This window comes from Verrucosispora sp. WMMA2044, from assembly GCF_027497155.1.
GTDB lineage: Bacteria > Actinomycetota > Actinomycetes > Mycobacteriales > Micromonosporaceae > Micromonospora > Micromonospora palythoicola.
In genome coordinates, this window is the sequence record NZ_CP114913.1 from 2728086 (window position 1) to 2746365 (window position 18280).

Sequence of the window (18280 nt, forward strand, 5' to 3'; positions counted from 1 at the left end):
GGACTGGGTTCATGATCGGGAGAGCTGATGCGGATCGGATACAAGCTGTCCAGTGAGGGCTTCGGGCCGAACGAGATCATCCGGCAGGCGGTACGCGCCGAGCAGGTGGGGTTCGACTTCGTCGAGATGAGCGACCACTTCCACCCCTGGCTGGACAGTCAGGGTCACTCGTCGTTCACCTGGACGGTGCTCGGGGCGATCGCCGCCCGGACCGACCGGATCGAGCTGGCGACCGGGGTCACCTGCCCGAGCGTGCGGTACCACCCGGCGATCATCGCGCAGGCCGCCGCCACGCTCGCCCTGGTCTCCGACAACCGGTTCACCCTCGGCGTCGGTGCAGGCGAGCGCCTCAACGAGCACGTGGTCGGCCAGGGTTTCCCGGGAGCACGGGGTCGACACGAGCGGCTCCGCGAGGCGCTGGAAATCATCCGGTTGCTATGGACGGGCGGCTACCACTCGTACGAGGGCAAGCATCTCCAGCTGGACGACGCCCGGGTGTTCGACCTCCCGGAGGAGCTGCCCGTCATCGCCGTCGCCGCCAGTGGTGAGGTGTCCGCGACCATCGCCGCGGAACTCGGTGACGGCCTGTTCGCCACCGAGCCCGAGGCCGACCTGGTGCAGACCTACCAGCGGCTCGGCGGGCAGGGCCCCCGCTACGCCGAGGTTCCGCTCGCCTGGGCACCCGACGAGGCGCAGGCCGTGCAGGCGGCCTGGCAGACCAGCCGCTGGTCGGTCACCGGTTGGAAGGTGATGAGCGAACTGCCGAACCCGGTGAACTTCGACGCGGCCTCGCGCACCGTCACCGAGGACGACATCCGGCAGCAGTTCGCCGTCGGCCCCGACCCGGACGTGCACGTCGAGGCGGTGCGGGCCTACGTCGACGCGGGCTTCGACCACGTGGTGCTGCAGAACGCCGGCCCGGACCCGGACGGCTTCCTCGATTTCTTCCAGGACACCCTCGCCGTCCGGTTGCGCGGCCTCGGCTGACCGGGTCCGGCGCGGCGGCATTGACACTCCCGACAGTGACGTGATGTGCTCCCCACGTAGCGGTAATGACAACCGTGATCGTTAGCCGAGGAGGAGCATGTCTCTCACCGTGCCGCCGAGCCTGCTGCGGGCCGCCGAGTCCGGCCCCGTCGACGACGAGGCATTCGTGGCCTGCGTCCGCGAGTCACTGCCGTACGCCTGGCAGACGGTCAGCCGGGTGGCGTCGGAGCTGGCGTCCTCCGACGCCGAGTTCGCCGACAACCAGGTGCCTCCGCCCAGCGAGGCGGAGCGGGGCCAACTGTTGCGCGCCTTGGCCAGCGACGCCATCCGGTCCAGCCTGGAGCGTCACTTCGGCGTCAAGCTCGCCTTCCAGAACTGCCACCGGATCGCGGCGTTCCGACCGTCCGCCGTCGACTCCGACACCTACCGCCGGTTCACCTCGACACGGGGCCAGCTACTCAACCAGTCCCCCGAGCTGCGTGACTGTTGATCCCGGCGGAGTCCGGCGGGCAGGTCGGGGCGTACGGGCGCACCTGTTCCTGCTCGCCGGGCAACGCCCCGGCGTCTCGCACACCGAGGCACTGGCCGCCGCCCATCAGTACGGTCGCGCGGCCGAGGCCGCCGGGTTCGCCGGCGTGTGGATCGCCGAGCACCACTTCATCTCCTACGGCGTCTGCCCGTCGGCGATCACCTTCGCCGCGCACCTGCTCGGGGCCACCCGCCGCATCGCGGTGGGCACCGCCGCGTGCATCCTGTCCAACCGGCACCCGGTGGCGGTCGGCGAGGAGGCGGCACTGCTGCACGAGCTGTCCGGTGGCCGGTTCCGGCTCGGCGTCGGCCGGGGCGGGCCCTGGGTGGATCTGGAGGTCTTCGGCACCGGGACGGAGCGGTTCACGCACGGGTTCCACGACTCGCTGGAGCTGTTGACCAGGTGGCTGTCCGGGCGACCGGAGGTGGCCGGAAACCACCGCTTCCCGTTTCGCGCGGTCCCGGTGGTGCCGCGACCACGCCGGCGGCTGCCCGTGTGGGTCGCGGCGACCTCGACCGGCACGGTCGATCTCGCCGCCCGGCACGGCCTGCCGCTGCTGCTCGGCCTGCACGCCGACCTCGCCGAGAAGGTCGAGCTGCTCGACCGCTACGCCAGGGTGGCCGAGGCACACGGGCACGATCCCGCCGGAGTCGAGCATGCCAGCGCCCACCTCGCCCAGGTCGCGGAGACGGACGCGGAAGCGGCTGGGCTGGTCGGCAGCGGCCTACCCCCGCTGCTGGCCGGCACCCGGGAGTACGTCCGGCTGGACGGCGCACCGGCCGGAGCACGGGATCCGGCCGGCTACGTGGAGCATCTGATCGACATCCACCCGGTGGGTGCGCCGGACCGCTGCCGACAGGCGGTCGCGCGGGCGGCGTCGCTGCCCGGCATACGCCACCTGCTGTTCATGGTGGAGGCCGGCGGCGGCCTCGAGGTCGGCCTGGCCAACATCCACCGGCTGGCCACCGACGTGCTCGATCTCGCACCGGTCGGCGACGGCGGGCGGGACACACCGATGCCGGTGAGTCAGGTGGGTTCGGCGTCGGGCGACGCGGCGGCCCGCTACCATGCCTCTCATGGAAACGGTTACCGTTAGCAACTGGGTGGAGGGCCGCCGATGAAGATCGCCTTCGTCGGAAAGGGCGGCAGTGGCAAGACCACCCTCGCCGCGCTCCACGCCCGCCATCTCACCGCCGAGGGGCACCCGGTGCTGGCCATCGACGCCGACATCAACCAGCATCTCGCGGTGGCCCTGGGTGGTCCGGCCGCCGTGAGCGCGGCGCGGCCGTTGAGTGAACACCTGCCGGCGATCAAGGAATATCTGCGCGGCGACAACCCGCGTGTCGCTTCGGCGGCGCAGATGGTGAAGACCACCCCGCCCGGACGGGGTTCACGGCTGCTGCGGGTGGCGGAGGAAAACCCCATCTACGCCGAGTGCGTGACCACCGTCGGTGGCGTCCGGCTGGCCGCGACCGGCGAGTTCAGCGCCGAGGACCTGGGGGTGGCCTGCTACCACGCCAAGGTCGGCGCGGTGGAGTTGCTGCTGAACCACCTGCTCGACGGGCCCGGCGAGTACGTGGTGGTGGACATGACCGCGGGTGCCGACTCGTTCGCCTCGGGACTGTTCACCCGCTTCGACCGCACCTTCCTGGTCTGCGAACCGACGGTGCGCAGCGTCAGTGTCTACCGGCAGTACGCCGGCTACGCGCGCGACTACGGGGTGGCCCTGTCGGTGATCGGCAACAAGGTCGAGGACGCCGCCGACGTGGCCTTCCTGCACGAGCACGTCGGCGCGGACCTGCTCGCCTGGATGAGCCGGTCGGCCTACGTGCGCCGTGCCGAGCGTGGCGCGGTCGGCCCGCTGCACGACCTCGAGAACGCCAACCGCGCGGTGCTGGGCCTGATGGCCGACGCCGTCGACGGCACCACGCAGGACTGGGCGGCGTTCACCCGGTGGGCCCACGAGTTCCACCGGCGTAACGCCGAGGCCTGGGCCAACGAGCGCACCGGAGTGGACCTCACCACGCAGATCGACCCGGACTTCCAGATGGGACCGGCCGCGCTCGCCGGCACCACGGCCGGCTGAACCGTCGACGACGGCACCGCTGCCGGGCACCTGGCCCGGCAGCGGCACCGCGTTTGTTCCAACCTGGTTAACGTCACCTGCCGGGTACGCGACGGGTCTGGTGCCGGCCGCGACATCTTGCGACGCTGGTGATCGTGTATGACTACGACCTGTTGGTGCTGGGCTCCGGGCCCAGCGGTCAGAAGGCCGCCATCGCCGCGGCGAAGCTCGGCCGGCGGGTCGGCCTGGTGGAGCGGCGCGACATGCTCGGCGGGGTGTGCATCAACACCGGCACCGTGCCGTCCAAGACGCTGCGCGAGGCGGTGCTCTACCTGACCGGCCTCAGTCAGCGAGACCTCTACGGCAGCAGCTACCGGGTCAAGGACGAGATCACGGTGAGCGATCTGGCCGCGCGGACCCAGCACGTCATCAACCGGCAGACCGATGTCATCCGTAACCAACTGGCCCGAAACCGGGTCGCGATCATCACCGGCACCGGGCGGTTCGCCGACGTCCACTCGGTCTGGGTCGACGGCGATTCGGGACGCGAATCCAAGGTCACCTTCGACAAGGCCATCATCGCCGCCGGCACCCGGCCGGCACGCCCCGACAGCGTCGACTTCGACGACCGGACCATCGTGGACTCCGACGGCGTCATCAACCTCCAGGCCGTACCCCGCAGCATGGTCGTGGTCGGCGCCGGTGTGATCGGCATGGAGTACGCCTCGATGTTCGCCGCGCTCGGCACGAAGGTCACCGTGGTCGAACGACGCGAGCGGATGCTCGACTTCTGCGACGAGGAGGTCGTCGAGTCGCTGAAGTACCACCTGCGGGACCTGTCCGTGACGTTCCGTTTCGGCGAGGAGGTGGCCTCGGTCGAAAAGCACCAGACCGCCGCATTGTGCGTCCTCAAGAGCGGCAAGAAGATCGTCGCCGACACGGTCATGTACTCGGCCGGCCGGCAGGGCCAGACCGACGGTCTGGACCTGGCCGCGGCGGGGTTGACCGCGGACCGACGCGGTCGCATCGAGGTCGACGCGAACTACCGCACCGCGGTGGAGAACATCTACGCCGTCGGCGACGTCATCGGTTTCCCGGCGCTGGCCTCGACGTCGATGGAGCAGGGGCGGCTGGCCGCGCAACACGCCTGCGGCGAGCCGGACCGCCCGATGCACGAGTTGCAGCCGATCGGCATCTACACCATCCCGGAGATCAGCTTCGTCGGGAAGACCGAGGAGGAGCTGACCGACAGCGCGACGCCGTTCGAGGTGGGCATCGCCCGCTACCGCGAGCTGGCGCGCGGCCAGATCGTGGGTGACTCGTACGGCATGTTGAAGCTGCTCGTCTCGCCGACGGACGGCCGGCTGCTCGGCGTGCACGTCTTCGGCACCGGCGCCACCGAGATCGTGCACATCGGGCAGACGGTGATGGGCTGCGGCGGCACGGTGGACTACCTGGTCGACACGGTGTTCAACTACCCGACGCTGGCCGAGGCGTACAAGGTGGCCGCCCTGGACGCGTCCAACAAGATCCGCAACATCACCCGGATCGACGGCTGACGGGACGCGACGGCGCCGGCCGGGGTCCGAGCCCCGGAACCGGCGCCGTCGCGTCGGGACGATCAGCCTCAGCCCGCCGCCAGCGCGAGCGCCCGCGCCGGCCCCAGGTGCCGGGCGTACGCGCTGGTGGTGAAGAACGACGGCAGGTCCTCACCGAGCGCCGTCTCCTCGACGATCCGCGCGGCCTGCTCGGCGCGTTCCCGCTCGGCGTCCGCGCGCCCTTCGGTCACCGTGGCCAGTTCCTCGGCGAGCATCGAACGGACCAGTTCCTCGGTCACCGCTCCCCCGCCGGCCAGCGGGGTGCCGTGGTGCAGCCACTGCCACAACTGGCAACGGGCGATCTCGGCGGTGGCCGCGTCCTCCATCAGGTTCCACAGCGCCACCGCGCCCGCGCCGCCGAGCCAGGCGTCGATGTAGCGCAGCGCCACCGCGACGTTGGCGCGCACCCCCGCCTCGGTGACCTGTCCCGGGGTCTTGTCCACCGAGAGCAGCTCGGCGGCGGTCACCGTCACCTCGTCACGACGCCGGTCGAGCTGGTTCGGGCGCTCGCCCAGCACCGCGTCGAAGACCTCGCGGCAGGTCGCCACCAGGCCGGGGTGGGCGACCCAGGAGCCGTCGAAGCCGTCACCGGCCTCGCGCTGCTTGTCCGCCCGCACCTTGCTCAACGCCATCTCGTTGACCTGCGGGTCACGAGCCGGGACGAAGGCGGCCATCCCGCCGATCGCGTGCGCGCCACGTCGGTGACAGGTGCGCACCAGCAGTTCGGTGTACGCCCGCATGAACGGCACGGTCATCGTCACCTCGGCGCGATCCGGCAGGACGAAGTCCGGCCACTGGCCGAAGTTCTTGATGATGCTGAAGATGTAGTCCCACCGCCCGGCGTTCAGGCCCGCCGAGTGCTCGCGCAGCTCGTAGAGGATCTCCTCCATCTCGAACGCGGCGGTGATCGTCTCGATGAGCGTGGTGGCCCGGATGGTGCCCTGCGGCAGCCCGAGGTAGCGCTGGGCGAAGACGAAGATGTCGTTCCACAACCGCGCCTCGCGGTGGCTCTCCAGCTTCGGCAGGTAGAAGTACGGGCCCTTGCCGGCGTCGAGCTGCCGACGGGCGCAGTGAAACAGGTACAGCCCGAAGTCGACCAGGCTGGCCGAGATCGGTCGACCGTCGACCACGATGCCCTTCTCCACCAGGTGCCAACCGCGCGGCCGCACCACGATCGTGGCCAGGTCGTCGCCGAGCGCGTACCGCTTGCCACGCGCGTCGGTGAAGTCGATCCGGCGGTCCAGGGCGTCGATCAGGTTGAGCTGGCCGCTGATGACGTTCTGCCAGGTCGGCGCGGTGGCGTCCTCGAAGTCGGCGAGCCACACCTTGGCGCCGGAGTTCAACGCGTTGATGGTCATCTTGCGGTCCGGCGGCCCGGTGATCTCGACTCGCCGGTCCTCCAGGCCGGGTGCGGGCGCCGCCACCTGCCAGGTCGGGTCGTCGCGGACCGCGGCGGTCTCCGGCAGGAAGTCGGGCAGCTGGCCGGTGGCGTAGCGGTCGCGACGGGCCCGGCGGGTGTCCAGCAGGGCCACCCGACGGGCGGCGAACTCGCTGTCCAGCGCGACCAGGAAGTCCAGCGCCGCATCGGTGAGGACCTCGTCGAAGCGTTCGGCCATCGGGCCGATGATCTCGTATCTCATGCGAACTGCTCCTCTTCGGTGGAGCCACGCAGCGCGGTGGTCTCGGCGGCCGGGTTGAGCACCGTGCTGATCAGGTCGAAGTAACCGGTACCCACCTCGCGCTGGTGCTTGACCGCGGTGTAGCCGGCCGGCTCGGCCGCGAACTCCCGCTCCTGAAGCGAGACGTACGCCGACATGCCGTCGGTCGCGTAGCCCCGGGCGAGGTCGAACATCGAGTAGTTGAGGGCGTGGAAGCCGGCCAGGGTGATGAACTGGAACTTGTACCCCATGTGGCCCAGTTCCCGCTGGAACTTGGCGATGGTCGCGTCGTCGAGGTGCTTGCGCCAGTTGAACGACGGCGAGCAGTTGTAGGCGAGCAGCTGGTCCGGGTACTGCTCCTTGATCGCCTCGGCGAAGCGGCGGGCGACCTCCAGGTCCGGGGTGCTGGTCTCCATCCAGAGCAGGTCGGCGTGCGGCGCGTACGCCAGGCCACGGGCGATGCACGGCTCGACGCCGTTACGGACCCGGTAGAAGCCCTCGGCGGTGCGCTCGCCGGTGACGAACGGCTGGTCCCGCTCGTCGACGTCGGTGGTGAGCAGGGTGGCGGCCTGGGCGTCGGTACGGGCGATGACCACCGACGGCACGCCCGCCACGTCGGCGGCCAGCCGCGCCGCCTCCAGGGTGCGGATGTGCTGGCCGGTGGGGATGAGGACCTTCCCGCCGAGGTGACCGCACTTCTTCTCGCTGGCGAGCTGGTCCTCCCAGTGCACGCCGGCGGCCCCGGCCGCGATCATCGCGTTCATCAGCTCGTACGCGTTGAGCACGCCACCGAAGCCGGCCTCGGCGTCGGCGACGATCGGTGCCAGCCAGTCGATGCCGGACGGGTCACCCTCGGCGGTGGTGATCTGCGCGGCACGCAGCAGGGCGTTGTTGATCCGACGCACCACCGCGGGCACCGAGTTGGCCGGGTACAGGCTCTGGTCGGGGTAGGTGTGCCCGGCCAGGTTCGCGTCGGCGGCCACCTGCCAGCCGGACAGGTAGATCGCCTTGAGCCCGGCGCGGACCATCTGCACGGCCTGGTTGCCGGTGAGGGCACCGAGGGCGTGGATGTAGTCCTCGCTGTTCAGCAACCGCCACAGCCGGTTCGCGCCGTGCCGGGCCAGGGTGTGCTCCTCCTGGATCGCGCCACGCAACCGCACCACGTCCTCGGCGCGGTAGCTGCGTCGCACACCCCGCCAGCGAGGGTTGGTGTCCCATTCGTGCTGCAACTGCTCGACCGCGGTAACCATCGTTTCTCATTCCCTTCGAATTCCGTCGTCACCTGGTGACGCTGCGCGAGACGCCGGGCCGCCGGGTGTGCAGCCAACGGTCACATGCCAGGCCGGAGGCGGTCGAGGGACGGAAAAAGCCAATTATTGAAAAGTCGACGGGCGATTCTGCGAAGTTGTGAAAGCGGCTATTCGCAGCAGTGCTAATGTGGCCGGACCCGGTCGACGGAGCAGGGAGGTGAGGGCGGTCGCCAGGACGTTCGCCGGCGCGCGGCTGCGCCGGATGCGCGAGGAGCGCGGGCTGAGCCAGACGGAGCTGGCCCGGCACCTCAGCATCTCCCCGAGCTATCTCAACCAGATCGAGCACGACAGCCGGCCACTGACCGTGCCGGTGCTGTTACGCATCACCGAACTGTTCGGCGTCGACCCGACCGTGTTCGCCGCGCACGACACCCCTCGGCTGGTCGCCGGGCTACGCGAGGCGCTGCCCGGACGTGCCGGCCTGACCGAACTCACCGAACTGGCCACCCGGCTGCCGGAGGTGGCGGCGGCGGTCATCGAGCTGCACCGGCGCTACCAGCAGGCCGACGAACAGCTCGCCGAGTTGGTCGGTGACCGCGAGCGGATCGGCCGCAGCCCGCACGACCAGGTCACCGAGTTCTTCTACCGGCGGCAGAACTACGTGCCGGATCTCGACGAGGAGGCCGAGCGGCTGGCCGGACGGATGGCGCTGCGCCGCGGCGAGGTCCGCGCCCTGCTCCGCGACCGGCTGGCGCAACGGCACGGCGTGCACGTCGCCCGCGAGGACGCCGCCGCACTCGGTGGTGAGCTGCACCGGTACCGCCCGCAGACCCGGACCCTGCACCTGTCCACGTCGCTGCGCGCCGGGCAGGAGGCGATGCGGATGGCGGCGCAGATCGCACTGCTGGAGTTCGCCGACGTCATCGACGAAATCGTCGAGTCGGAGGAGTTCGACGACGTGCAGACCCAGATCCTCACCCGGGTCGGCCTGGCCAACTACTTCGCGGCGGCGCTGCTGCTGCCGTACGAACACTTCCTGGCCGCCGCCGAGCAGCGTCGGTACGACATCGACCTGCTCACCCAGCACTACGCGATGGGCTGGGAGACGGTCTGCCACCGGCTCAGCACGTTGCAGCGGCCCCGGGCGCGCGGCGTGCCGTTCTCCTTCGTCCGGGTCGACCGGGCCGGCAACATGTCGAAACGACAGTCGGCCACCGGCTTTCCGTTCTCGCGTACCGGCGGCACCTGTCCGTTGTGGACGGTGTACGAGGCGTTCGGTGCGCCGGGGCGGGTGGTCACCCAGGTCGCCGCCATGCCGGACGGGCAACGTTACCTGTGGATCGCCCGCACCATCACCCGCCACCACGGCGGCTACGGCCAACCCGGCAAGGTGTACGCCATCGGGCTGGGCTGCGAGGTGCGGCACGCCAGCCGGCTGGTCTACTCCACCGGGATGGACCTGCACGCGGCCGAGGCCGCGACCCCGATCGGGCCGGGCTGCAAGACCTGCGAGCGGATGACCTGTCCGCAGCGGGCCGCGCCCCCGATCAGTCGGCAACTGGACTTGGACGAGAACCGCAGCACCTTCATCCCGTACCCGTTGCGGACCTGAGCGCCGTCCCGCCGGTACGGATACACTTTCAGCCCCTCCGCGAGCCCAGGGCTGGTGCATGGTTTCTCGTCCGACAGTTCCCCGGCCACTGGTGGCCGCCGCCGCCCTGGTCTCGGTCGCCGTACTGCTGGCCGGCTGCTCCGTCGTCGCACCGGTCGCGCCCGCACCGCTGCGGGTGCTCCAACTGAACCTGTGCAACAGCGGCATGGCCACCGGGTGCTACACGGGTCGCGCGGTGGCTCGGGCCGCCGAGGTGATCCGGGCCGAAACCCCCGACGTCGTCACCCTCAACGAGATCTGCTCCGGCGACGTGGACACCCTGGAACGGGTGATGACGGACGTGCACGCCGGCACGGTGGTGGCCGCCTTCCAGCCGGCGCGAAACGGCCGCACCGGTGAGCCGTACCGCTGCGTCAACGGGCAGCAATACGGCGTCGGAGTGCTGACCCACATCGCGGCGCCCGCCGGCGAACACGAGGTGCACGCCGGGATCTACCCGGCACAGGACCCGGCCGACCCCGAGCAACGGGCCTGGCTCTGCGTCGAGGCCCGCACCCTCTTCTTCGCCTGCACCACCCACCTGGCGTACACCAGCTCGACCCTGGCCCTCGCCCAGTGCTCCCACCTGGTCGGCACGGCGATCCCGCAACTGCACGCCGACGGTCGCTACCTGCCCACGGTGGTCAGCGGCGACCTCAACCTGCGGCAGGGTGGCACACCCGACGTGCGCTCCTGCGTACCGGCGGACTACCGGCACCGGCACGACGGCGGGGTGCAGCAGTTCATGGCCACGGCGGACCTGCCGATCGAGTCCACCAGGTCGGTCAGCATGGAACGGACGACCGACCACGCGGCCTTCCTGGTGACGCTCACGCTGCCCGGTCAGGGCGATCCCGCCCACTGAGGACCACCCGGGTCAGTCCCACCAGAACGCCCAGGTCGGCGCGTCGACGATACGTTCGGCGTACGCGGCCAGGGTGCACGGCCGCTGCCCCTGCCAGACGTTGTCTGGGCAGAAGGCGAAATGCTCGGCGGCCACCCGCAACGCCTCGGTGGTGTGCTCCGGAGGCGCGGCGACGCTCAGGTACAGCTCGGCGAAACCGACCCCGATCACCCGGACCCCGAACCGATCCTCCCAGCTACGCAGCACGGCCGACAACCGGCCGGGATCGGCGGTGTGGTTGATCGCGCCCTGCCAGCCGAGGACGGCCAGGGCGTCGCTGCCCCGCTCGGCGGGGACCAGGCCGAGGCGCATCGCCGGTTGGGCCAGCGTCAGCTGCTCGGCCCAGTGGTCCGCGTGTCGCTCCGGCGTCGTCCACGGCTCGCCGGGCGGCGCCAGCCCCGGCCAGTCCCGCCCGTACGGGGCGGCGACGGCGGCCCGCCGGTCGTTGGACAGCTCGTCGTCACCGTCGTAGGGGGCCGTCTGGTCGGCCCACCAACCGGCGAGCAGCCGCTCCGGATCATGTTCGGCCGGCGACGACCCGCGCCCGGGCCAGAACTCGCCGTCCTCCCAGGGCCGCGTCGGCTCACCGTCGTAGCCGTCCAGCAGCAACGGCCACAACCCTGACTGCTGGTGGGCGGCGTGCAATCGCGGCCACAGCCCAGCCGGAGCCGGTTCATCGCTGAGCCACAGCGTCGGCCGGTCGGCGTCGCCCTCATCGCCGCGGACCGTCCGGCCGGGCGGCAGCGGAACGGACAACGTCCGGGGGCGAGCAGCGGCGTCCGCAAACAAGTCCAGCAGGTCGGGCGGCATCTCGTTCAGCTGTGCGGTCACGACGCGTGAGGATAGCCGCCAAGTCCGACAATCCGGGGTAACAAGCCGGTCGCGTCGCCAACGCGCGCTCGTGGTCGGTCCACGTCACTCGGCGGCGGCGAACCTCTCGACGTTGTCGACCGGGCCGACCACCAGGATCAGGTCTCCGTAGCTCAGCACGGTGTCGGGGGTGGCGTGGGTGAAACCGGGCCGTCGTCCACCGACGGCCGCTTCCGGCTTCACCGCCACCACGGTCACCCCCCACCGGCTGCGCAGCCGGGACTCGCGCAGCGGCATGCCCACCACGTCGCCCGGCGGTTTGGTCTTGATGACGGCGAAGTCGGCGTCCACCTCCACGTAGTCGAGGATGCGGCCGGTGAGCAGATGGGCGGTGCGTTCGCCCATGTCGTGCTCGGGCGCGATCACGTGATGGGCGCCCACGCGGGTCAGGATGTTGCGGTGCTGCCCAGTGATGGCCTTGGCCCAGATGTCGGGGATGCCGAGTTCGGCGAGCAGGCTGGTGGTCAGGATGCTGGCCTGGATGTCGGTGCCGATCGCCACCACCGCCCGGTGGAAGTCGCCCACGCCGAGCTGCCGCAGCGCCTCGATGTCGGTCGAGTCGGCGGTGATCACGTGCGGAAGCTGCCCCACCATGCTCTGCACGATCTTCGGCTGGCTGTCGATGGCGAGCACCTCGGTGCCCCGCTTGGCCAGTTCGAGAGCCAGCGCGCTGCCGAAGCGGCCCAGACCGATCACGACGACCGGCTCGTTACGGATGTCAGCCAACGATCGTCCTCTCCTCGGGTAGCTCGAAACGCCGGTTACGGTCCCGCAGCGCCAGCGCGGAGGCCAACGTGAGCGGTCCGATCCGGCCGGCGAACATCAGCAGTACGAGCAGCACGTCGGCCTGTGGTGGCAGGTCAGCGGTGATGCCGGTGGACAGGCCGACGGTGCCGAAGGCCGACACCACCTCGAACAGGACCGCGTCGAGCCGGTACGGGGTGATGGCCAGGAGGATGAAGGTGGCCACGGCGACCGCACCGGCGCCGAGCAGGACGATCGCGAGGGCCTGCCGCTGGTTGCTGGCCGGAATCCGCCGGTGGCCGACGTTGACCTGGGTCTCGCCCCGCATTTCGGACCACAGGACGAAGGCGAGCAGCCCGAAGGTGGTGACCTTGATGCCGCCGGCCGTGCCCGCGCTGCCGCCGCCGATGAACATCAGCACGTCGCTGGCGAGCAGGCTCTCCGGGCGCATGGCACCGATGTCGACGTTGTTGAAACCGGCGGTACGGGTCATCGCGGAGGCGAAGAATCCGGCGAGCAGCTTCTGCGGACCACCGAGCGGGCCGAACGTGCCCGGGTTCGAGTACTCGGCGAGGGTGAAGACCGCCGTACCGAGGGCCAGCAGCGCCACGGTCAGCGCGACGGTTATCCGGGTCGTCACCGACCAGTACGCCGGGCGGCGCCAGGTGCGGACCAGTTCGAACACGACCGGGAAGCCGAGGCCACCGAGGATGACCGCCGCCGCGACGGTCAGGGTGATCCAGGGATCGGTCACGTACCCCATCAGGTTGTCCGCGTACGTGGAGAAGCCGGCGTTGTTGAACGCGGAGATCGCGTGAAAGACGCCCTCGTAGAGCGCGGCGCCGAACGGGCGCTGGTACGTGGTGGCGAACCGGATGGTGAGCAGCGTGGCCACCACGGCCTCGCTGACCAGGCTGAACACGACGATGCGACGCACCACGCCGCGTATGTCGCCCAGGTTGAGGCTCTTGGTCTCCGCCTGGGCGAGGAAGCGGGCACGTAGCCCGAGCCGACGGGACAGCAGCACGGTGAACAGCGTGGCCAGGGTCATGATCCCGAGGCCGCCGATCTGGATGAGCAGCAGGATGACCGCCTGCCCGAAGCCGGACCAGTAGCTGCCGGTGTCGACCGTGACCAGGCCGGTGACGCACACCGCCGAGGTGGCGGTGAACAACGCGTCCACCAGCTCGGGGGAATCTCCCGATCGGGTTGCCCAGGGCAGGGACAGCAGACCGGTGCCCACTGCGACCGCACCGGCGAATCCCACGGCGATCATCTGCGCGGGGTGTCGGAAACGGTCGCCGCGTCGCTGCCACGCGGGCCGTCGGGTCACCAGACGCACGGCCGTCCGCCCCGGCCGAAGGAGCGTGCCCTCGACCGGTCCGGATTGTCGACAAGGCCCCCGGCGGACCGGCCCACCGGCCGCCGCTGGCCAGCAGCGATCAACACAGGGCGCATCGTCGCACGACCGACGCGTCCCGGGTCCGGCGGGCCGGCAGGTGGAGTGACACGCCGAGGTTCGGCCGGCGTACCGTGCCGGTGTGGAGCCTGATCGGACGCCTTGGCAGCGACCGCGCCGGGCGGACGGGTCGGACGCGGAGCTACTGGCGGCGGCGCGGGCCGGTGACGGTGTGGCCTTCGGTCGTCTCGTCGGGCCGGTGCGGGACGAGTTGCGGGCGCACTGCTACCGGATCCTGGGTTCGCTGCACGAGGCGGAGGACGCGGTACAGGAGACGCTGGATCGGGCCTGGCGCGCGCTGGACCGCCTCGACGATCACGCCGGGATCCGGCCCTGGCTGTACCGGATCGCGACGAACCGGGCGTTGACACTGGCCGAGCGACGACGCCGCCGTGAACTGCCCGCCGCCCTGCGTCCGGATGCGGCGGCCGAGGTGGCGTGGTTGCAGCCGTACCCGGATCGGTTGATGGCCTGGGCCGACCACCTGGACCCGGCGGCGCGGGTGATCGCCCGGGAGAGTGTGGAGCTGGCGTTCGTCGCCGCACTGCAACACCTGTCGGCCCGGCAACGTGCCGTCCTGCTGCTGCGCGACGTGCTCGACTTCCCGGCACGCGAGGTCGCCGACCTGCTGGGCACCACAGTCGTGGCGGTCAACAGCGCCCTGCGACGGGCTCGCGCGGTGCTCGCGGACCGGCTGCCGGACCGGACCCAGCAACGGACCCTGGGCACGCTCGGTGACCCGGCACGGCAGGACCTGGCCCGGCGGTACGCGGCAGCCTGGGAGGGCGGCGACGTCGAGACCCTGGTGGCGATGTTGACCGACGCGGCGCGGTACTCGATGCCGCCGCAGCGGGTCTGGTACGAGGGCCGCGCCGCGATCCGTGACTTCCTGGTCGAGGCGGTGCTGTCGCACCGTTGGCGGTTCCTGCCCGCCCGGGCCAACGGGCAGCTCGCGTTCGGCACGTACCTGTGGGACGACGCCCGACGGAGTTACCTGCCGGCGGGCCTGGACCTGCTGGCGCTCGACGGTGCCCGGGTCACCGAGGTGGTCTCCTTCCTCGACGCCCCGTTCTCGGCCTTCGGCCTGCCCGACCGACTTTCCGATGACGAAACCGCCGTCCGGCGGTGAGTTTCCGCTCCGGCCGGGGTTGTAGGTGTAACGGAGCCGATCAACCCCCGGAAGGACCGTGCCGAGCATGACCACCGATGAAGAACAGATCCGCGAGCTGATCGAACGTTGGGCCAGGGCGGTACACCAGGGGGATCTCGCCACGGTGCTCGCCGACCACGCCCAGGACATCGTGATGTTCGACGTGCCGCCACCACAGCAGGGGGTACGCGGAATCGACGCCTACCGGCAGACCTGGCTTCCGTTCTTCCGGTGGCAGGCCCAAGGCGCGTCGTTCGACATCGAGTCGCTCGACGTTACCGCCGGTGCCGACGTGGCGTTCGCGTACGCCTTGCTGCGCTGTGGCACACCGGCGGACCTGACCGAGGCACCTGACCGGCGGTTGCGCCTCACCCTGGGCCTACGCCGCCAGGACGACCGCTGGGTGGTCACCCACGAGCATCACTCGTTCGCGCTCGACCCGACACCCGACCCGGATACCGCAGCCGATGAGCGGGAGCTGCACGACCTGCACGAGCGGTGGTTCGCCGCGACAGCGGCGAAGGACCTCGCCGCGCTGATGGAGCCGATCGCCGACGATGTGGTGTCGTACGAGCACGAGGCGCCGCTGCGGTACGTCGGCGAACCGGCGGTACGCGAGATCTGCCGGGCCGGCCTCGACGCCTCGGGCGACGGAGCGGTGAGCTGGGCGGTGCCCGACCAGACGCTCGTGGTCGACGGGGATCTCGCCGTCGCCTGGGGCCTGAACCGGGTACGGGTCACGCCGCCCGGTGCCGAGACAGTCGAGAGCTGGTCGCGCGGTACCCGGGTCTTCGCCCGACGCGACGGCGGTTGGCAACTGGTGCACCAGCACCTGTCCTACCCGTTCGACCCGGCCACCGGTGCCGCCCGGACCGATCTGCTCCCCTGAACGGACCGGTCCGGTCCCGGTGCGGCGTCTACCGTCCGCTGGACCTGAAACCAGGCTAGTTGCCGGGCTGCTCCGGGTTGAACAGGTACACGATCTTGCCGCTGGCCCAGGCGTCGATGACCCTCGACAGGTCCTGGTCCGGATACCGCTCGCCCGTGTCGGAGTACGAGAAGAGGTTCAGCCGGATGGCGGTCTTCGCGAACTCCTCAAGCGCCTCCCGGCGGTTGATCGCGTCGGAGCTTCGCGGGATTCCGCCACTGACGCAGGCAGCCACGAATTCGACCTGGTCGCCCCGCTCTCCGCCGTCCGGCCGTGGCACCCAGCTCGGCAGCCTGATGAGCGTCTTGTAGAACAGTCTGTTCAGCTTCTCGTTGCCAGGCCCCCGGAAATAGAGATTGTCCCGGAGGCCGTCGATCAGCTCGTCGACCGACCTCCGATCCTCCACATCGCGGGGCCTGTCGACAAAGTAGACGTCGGCCTTCTGGAAGTACTCCCAGAGAAGCTCCCTGGAATAGGGTTCTCGCGCAAGGCTGGCGAGCGCTTCCGGGGGCAGCAGCTCGATGACATCGAAGCGAAGGTCCTCGGGTACACCCATGATGAATTCGTCCGGCATGACCGGCACTCCTCTCCGGAGGTCGGTCAATCGAATGACTTGTCACTCATGTAACTCATCGTTCGGCCGCCCGGCCGGGACCACAACATGTGTGTCAATTTCCGCACTGACGCCAACCGAACACGAACGTCCGAAGCGACAGGGTCAGCGTTGCACCCGGGCGCCGGCTCCGCGCACCAACGCCTCCACCTCGGCCAGGCTGGCCATCGACGTGTCGCCCGGCGTGGTCATCGCCAGCGCGCCGTGGGCGGCACCGTACTCCACCGCGGCGGCCAGGTCGCCGTCGCGTTCGAGCAGGCCGTAGATCAGCCCGGAGGCGAAGCTGTCACCGCCACCGACCCGGTCCAGGATCTCCAGGCCGGGTCGGTGGGTGGCCTCGGCGAACGCACCGCGGGCCCAGGCCACCGCGCCCCAGTCGTTCACCGTCGCGCTGCGTACCCCGCGCAGGGTGGTCGCCACCACCTTGAAGTTGGGGTACGCCCGCACGACCGCCTCGATCATCGCCTTGAAGTTGCCGGCGTCCAGCGCACCGCTGTGGATGTCCGTGTCCGGCACCGGGAAGCCCAGGCAGGCGGTGAAGTCCTCCTCGTTGCCGATCATGACGTCCACCAGGCCGGCGAGCCGGGTGTTCACCTCCCGCGCCCGCTCCTGGCCACCGACGGCCTTCCAGAGGCTGGGTCGGTAGTTCAGGTCGTACGAGACGAGGGTGCCGTGCCGACGGGCGGCGGTCATCGCGGCCTCGGCGGTCTGCGCGGCCGTGTCGGACAGGGCGGCGTAGATGCCGCCGGTGTGCAGCCACCGCACCCCGAGCGTGCCGAAGAGGTGGTCCCAGTCGACGTCGTCCGGCTTGAGCTGGCTGGCCGCGGAGTGGCCCCGGTCGGAGGTGCCGACCGCGCCACGGACGCCGAAGCCGCGCTCGGTGAAGTTCAGTCCGTTGCGGACGGTGCGGCCGATCCCGTCGTACGGCAGCCAGGTGATCAGGCTGGTGTCGACGCCGCCCTGAAGGATCAGGTCCTCCAGCAGCAGGCCGACCTCGTTGCGGGCGAACGCGGTGACCACGGCGGTGCGCAGGCCGAAGCAGCGGCGCAGGCCCCGGGCGACGTTGTATTCGCCGCCACCTTCCCAGACCCGGAACTGGCGGGCGGTGCGGACCCGCCCCGCACCGGGGTCGAGCCGCAGCATGACCTCACCGAGCGAAACCAGGTCGTACCGGCAGTCGGCCTTCGGCCGAGGCTCCACCGCACTCACACCGCACCTCCGGCCGCCGCCAGTGCCGCCCGGGTACGGGTGGCGATCTCGTCCCACTGCTCGCCGGCGATCAGGTCGGCCGAGACCATCCAGCTCGCCCCGACGGCCAGGACCGCCGGCAGGGCCAGGTAGTCGGCGATCACCGCGGCGGTGATCCCACCCGTGGGGATGAACCGGACGTCGCGGAACGGCGCCGCGAGAGCCTTGATCATCGCGGCGCCACCGAGCTGCTGGGCGGGGAAGAACTTGACCACGTTCAGGCCGGCGTCGAGGGCCATCTGGATCTCGGTCGCGGTGGCCGCTCCGGGCACTACCGGCACGCCGGCCTGTCGGCAGGCGCGGACCACGGCCGGCGCGAAGCCGGGGGTCACGACGAACCGGGCGCCGGCCCCGATCGCCCGCTCGGCCTGCTCGACGGTGAGCACCGTGCCCGCTCCGACGGTCAGGTCGTCGCGGGCCGCGAGCGCCGCGATGGCGTCCAGCCCGGCGGCGGTACGCAGGGTCACCTCGACCGCGGCCAGACCACCCTTGACCAGGGCGTCACCGAGCGGGTCGGCGTGCCGCGCGTCGTCGAGCACCACCACCGGCAGCACCCGACCGACAGGCAAATGTTCAGAACTATGAACGTCGGTCACGTACGTGACCTTACTGGAGGGGTACGCCCT

Annotated in this window: 17 protein-coding genes; 9 read left to right on the forward strand and 8 right to left on the reverse strand. The window is 70.6% G+C overall.

What is annotated here, in order from left to right:
- The first annotated feature begins 27 nt into the window (after positions 1 to 27).
- The 5 genes from O3597_RS12295 (at position 28) to sthA (ending at position 5140) form a co-directional block, all read left to right on the forward strand.
- On the forward strand, positions 28 to 987 hold the full coding sequence (locus O3597_RS12295; RefSeq protein ID WP_164447149.1) for a TIGR03557 family F420-dependent LLM class oxidoreductase: 960 nt from the start codon (positions 28 to 30) through the stop codon (positions 985 to 987).
- A 97-nt stretch (positions 988 to 1084) separates the two neighbouring features.
- Positions 1085 to 1477 (forward strand): SCO5389 family protein, encoded by a 393-nt coding sequence (locus O3597_RS12300; protein WP_164447150.1) that lies wholly within the window; start codon positions 1085 to 1087, stop codon positions 1475 to 1477.
- The gene (locus O3597_RS12305) at positions 1467 to 2612 is read left to right on the forward strand and encodes an LLM class flavin-dependent oxidoreductase (protein ID WP_281604232.1); all 1146 of its coding nucleotides are present in this window, start codon (positions 1467 to 1469) and stop codon (positions 2610 to 2612) included. Before O3597_RS12300 ends, O3597_RS12305 begins: the two co-directional genes overlap by 11 nt.
- A 21-nt stretch (positions 2613 to 2633) precedes the next feature.
- Positions 2634 to 3602, forward strand: a complete 969-nt coding sequence (locus tag O3597_RS12310) for an ATP-binding protein (RefSeq protein WP_281604233.1) — start codon at positions 2634 to 2636, stop codon at positions 3600 to 3602.
- Positions 3603 to 3736: 134 nt separating this feature from the next.
- A complete protein-coding gene (gene sthA, locus O3597_RS12315) occupies positions 3737 to 5140 on the forward strand; it encodes a Si-specific NAD(P)(+) transhydrogenase (protein ID WP_281604234.1) in 1404 nt (467 codons plus the stop codon).
- Positions 5141 to 5208: 68 nt separating this feature from the next.
- On the opposite strand, the gene aceB is transcribed toward sthA, so the two are convergent.
- Positions 5209 to 6819, reverse strand: coding sequence for a malate synthase A (gene aceB / locus O3597_RS12320; protein WP_164447154.1), 1611 nt, complete (start codon positions 6817 to 6819; stop codon positions 5209 to 5211).
- Positions 6816 to 8087, reverse strand: coding sequence for an isocitrate lyase (gene aceA, locus O3597_RS12325; protein ID WP_164447155.1), 1272 nt, complete (start codon positions 8085 to 8087; stop codon positions 6816 to 6818). The genes aceB and aceA overlap by 4 nt, the downstream gene beginning before the upstream one ends.
- A gap of 217 nt (positions 8088 to 8304) precedes the next feature.
- On the opposite strand from aceA, the gene O3597_RS12330 reads away from it, so the two are divergent.
- Positions 8305 to 9699 (forward strand): short-chain fatty acyl-CoA regulator family protein, encoded by a 1395-nt coding sequence (locus O3597_RS12330; protein ID WP_281604235.1) that lies wholly within the window; start codon positions 8305 to 8307, stop codon positions 9697 to 9699.
- Positions 9700 to 9757: 58 nt separating this feature from the next.
- A complete protein-coding gene (locus O3597_RS12335; RefSeq protein ID WP_281604236.1) occupies positions 9758 to 10603 on the forward strand; it encodes an endonuclease/exonuclease/phosphatase family protein in 846 nt (281 codons plus the stop codon).
- A gap of 12 nt (positions 10604 to 10615) precedes the next feature.
- On the opposite strand, the gene O3597_RS12340 is transcribed toward O3597_RS12335, so the two are convergent.
- The 3 genes from O3597_RS12340 to O3597_RS12350 all read right to left on the reverse strand — a co-directional run bounded on the left by O3597_RS12340 (position 10616) and on the right by O3597_RS12350 (position 13532).
- Positions 10616 to 11473, reverse strand: coding sequence for a DUF4253 domain-containing protein (locus tag O3597_RS12340; protein ID WP_281604237.1), 858 nt, complete (start codon positions 11471 to 11473; stop codon positions 10616 to 10618).
- An 84-nt stretch (positions 11474 to 11557) separates the two neighbouring features.
- A complete protein-coding gene (locus O3597_RS12345) occupies positions 11558 to 12238 on the reverse strand; it encodes a TrkA family potassium uptake protein (RefSeq protein WP_164447157.1) in 681 nt (226 codons plus the stop codon).
- Complete coding sequence (locus O3597_RS12350) at positions 12231 to 13532, reverse strand: TrkH family potassium uptake protein (RefSeq protein ID WP_281604238.1); 1302 nt, start codon at positions 13530 to 13532, stop codon at positions 12231 to 12233. Before O3597_RS12350 ends, O3597_RS12345 begins: the two co-directional genes overlap by 8 nt.
- Before the next feature lie 328 nt (positions 13533 to 13860).
- Between O3597_RS12350 and O3597_RS12355 the strand changes: the two genes are divergently transcribed.
- Positions 13861 to 14844 carry an RNA polymerase subunit sigma-70 gene (locus O3597_RS12355; protein WP_166458510.1) on the forward strand — a complete coding sequence of 328 codons (984 nt, stop codon included), beginning with the start codon at positions 13861 to 13863 and terminating at the stop codon, positions 14842 to 14844.
- Between the two features lie 67 nt (positions 14845 to 14911).
- On the forward strand, positions 14912 to 15754 hold the full coding sequence (locus tag O3597_RS12360) for an SgcJ/EcaC family oxidoreductase (RefSeq protein WP_164447160.1): 843 nt from the start codon (positions 14912 to 14914) through the stop codon (positions 15752 to 15754).
- Positions 15755 to 15809: 55 nt separating this feature from the next.
- On the opposite strand, the gene O3597_RS12365 is transcribed toward O3597_RS12360, so the two are convergent.
- From O3597_RS12365 to eda, 3 genes are all read right to left on the reverse strand, one after another.
- Positions 15810 to 16367 carry a hypothetical protein gene (locus O3597_RS12365; protein ID WP_164447161.1) on the reverse strand — a complete coding sequence of 186 codons (558 nt, stop codon included), beginning with the start codon at positions 16365 to 16367 and terminating at the stop codon, positions 15810 to 15812.
- Positions 16368 to 16511: 144 nt separating this feature from the next.
- On the reverse strand, positions 16512 to 17615 hold the full coding sequence (locus O3597_RS12370; RefSeq protein ID WP_164447162.1) for a sugar kinase: 1104 nt from the start codon (positions 17613 to 17615) through the stop codon (positions 16512 to 16514).
- The gene (gene eda, locus O3597_RS12375) at positions 17612 to 18250 is read right to left on the reverse strand and encodes a bifunctional 4-hydroxy-2-oxoglutarate aldolase/2-dehydro-3-deoxy-phosphogluconate aldolase (RefSeq protein WP_281604239.1); all 639 of its coding nucleotides are present in this window, start codon (positions 18248 to 18250) and stop codon (positions 17612 to 17614) included. The genes O3597_RS12370 and eda overlap by 4 nt, the downstream gene beginning before the upstream one ends.
- Positions 18251 to 18280: the final 30 nt, after the last annotated feature.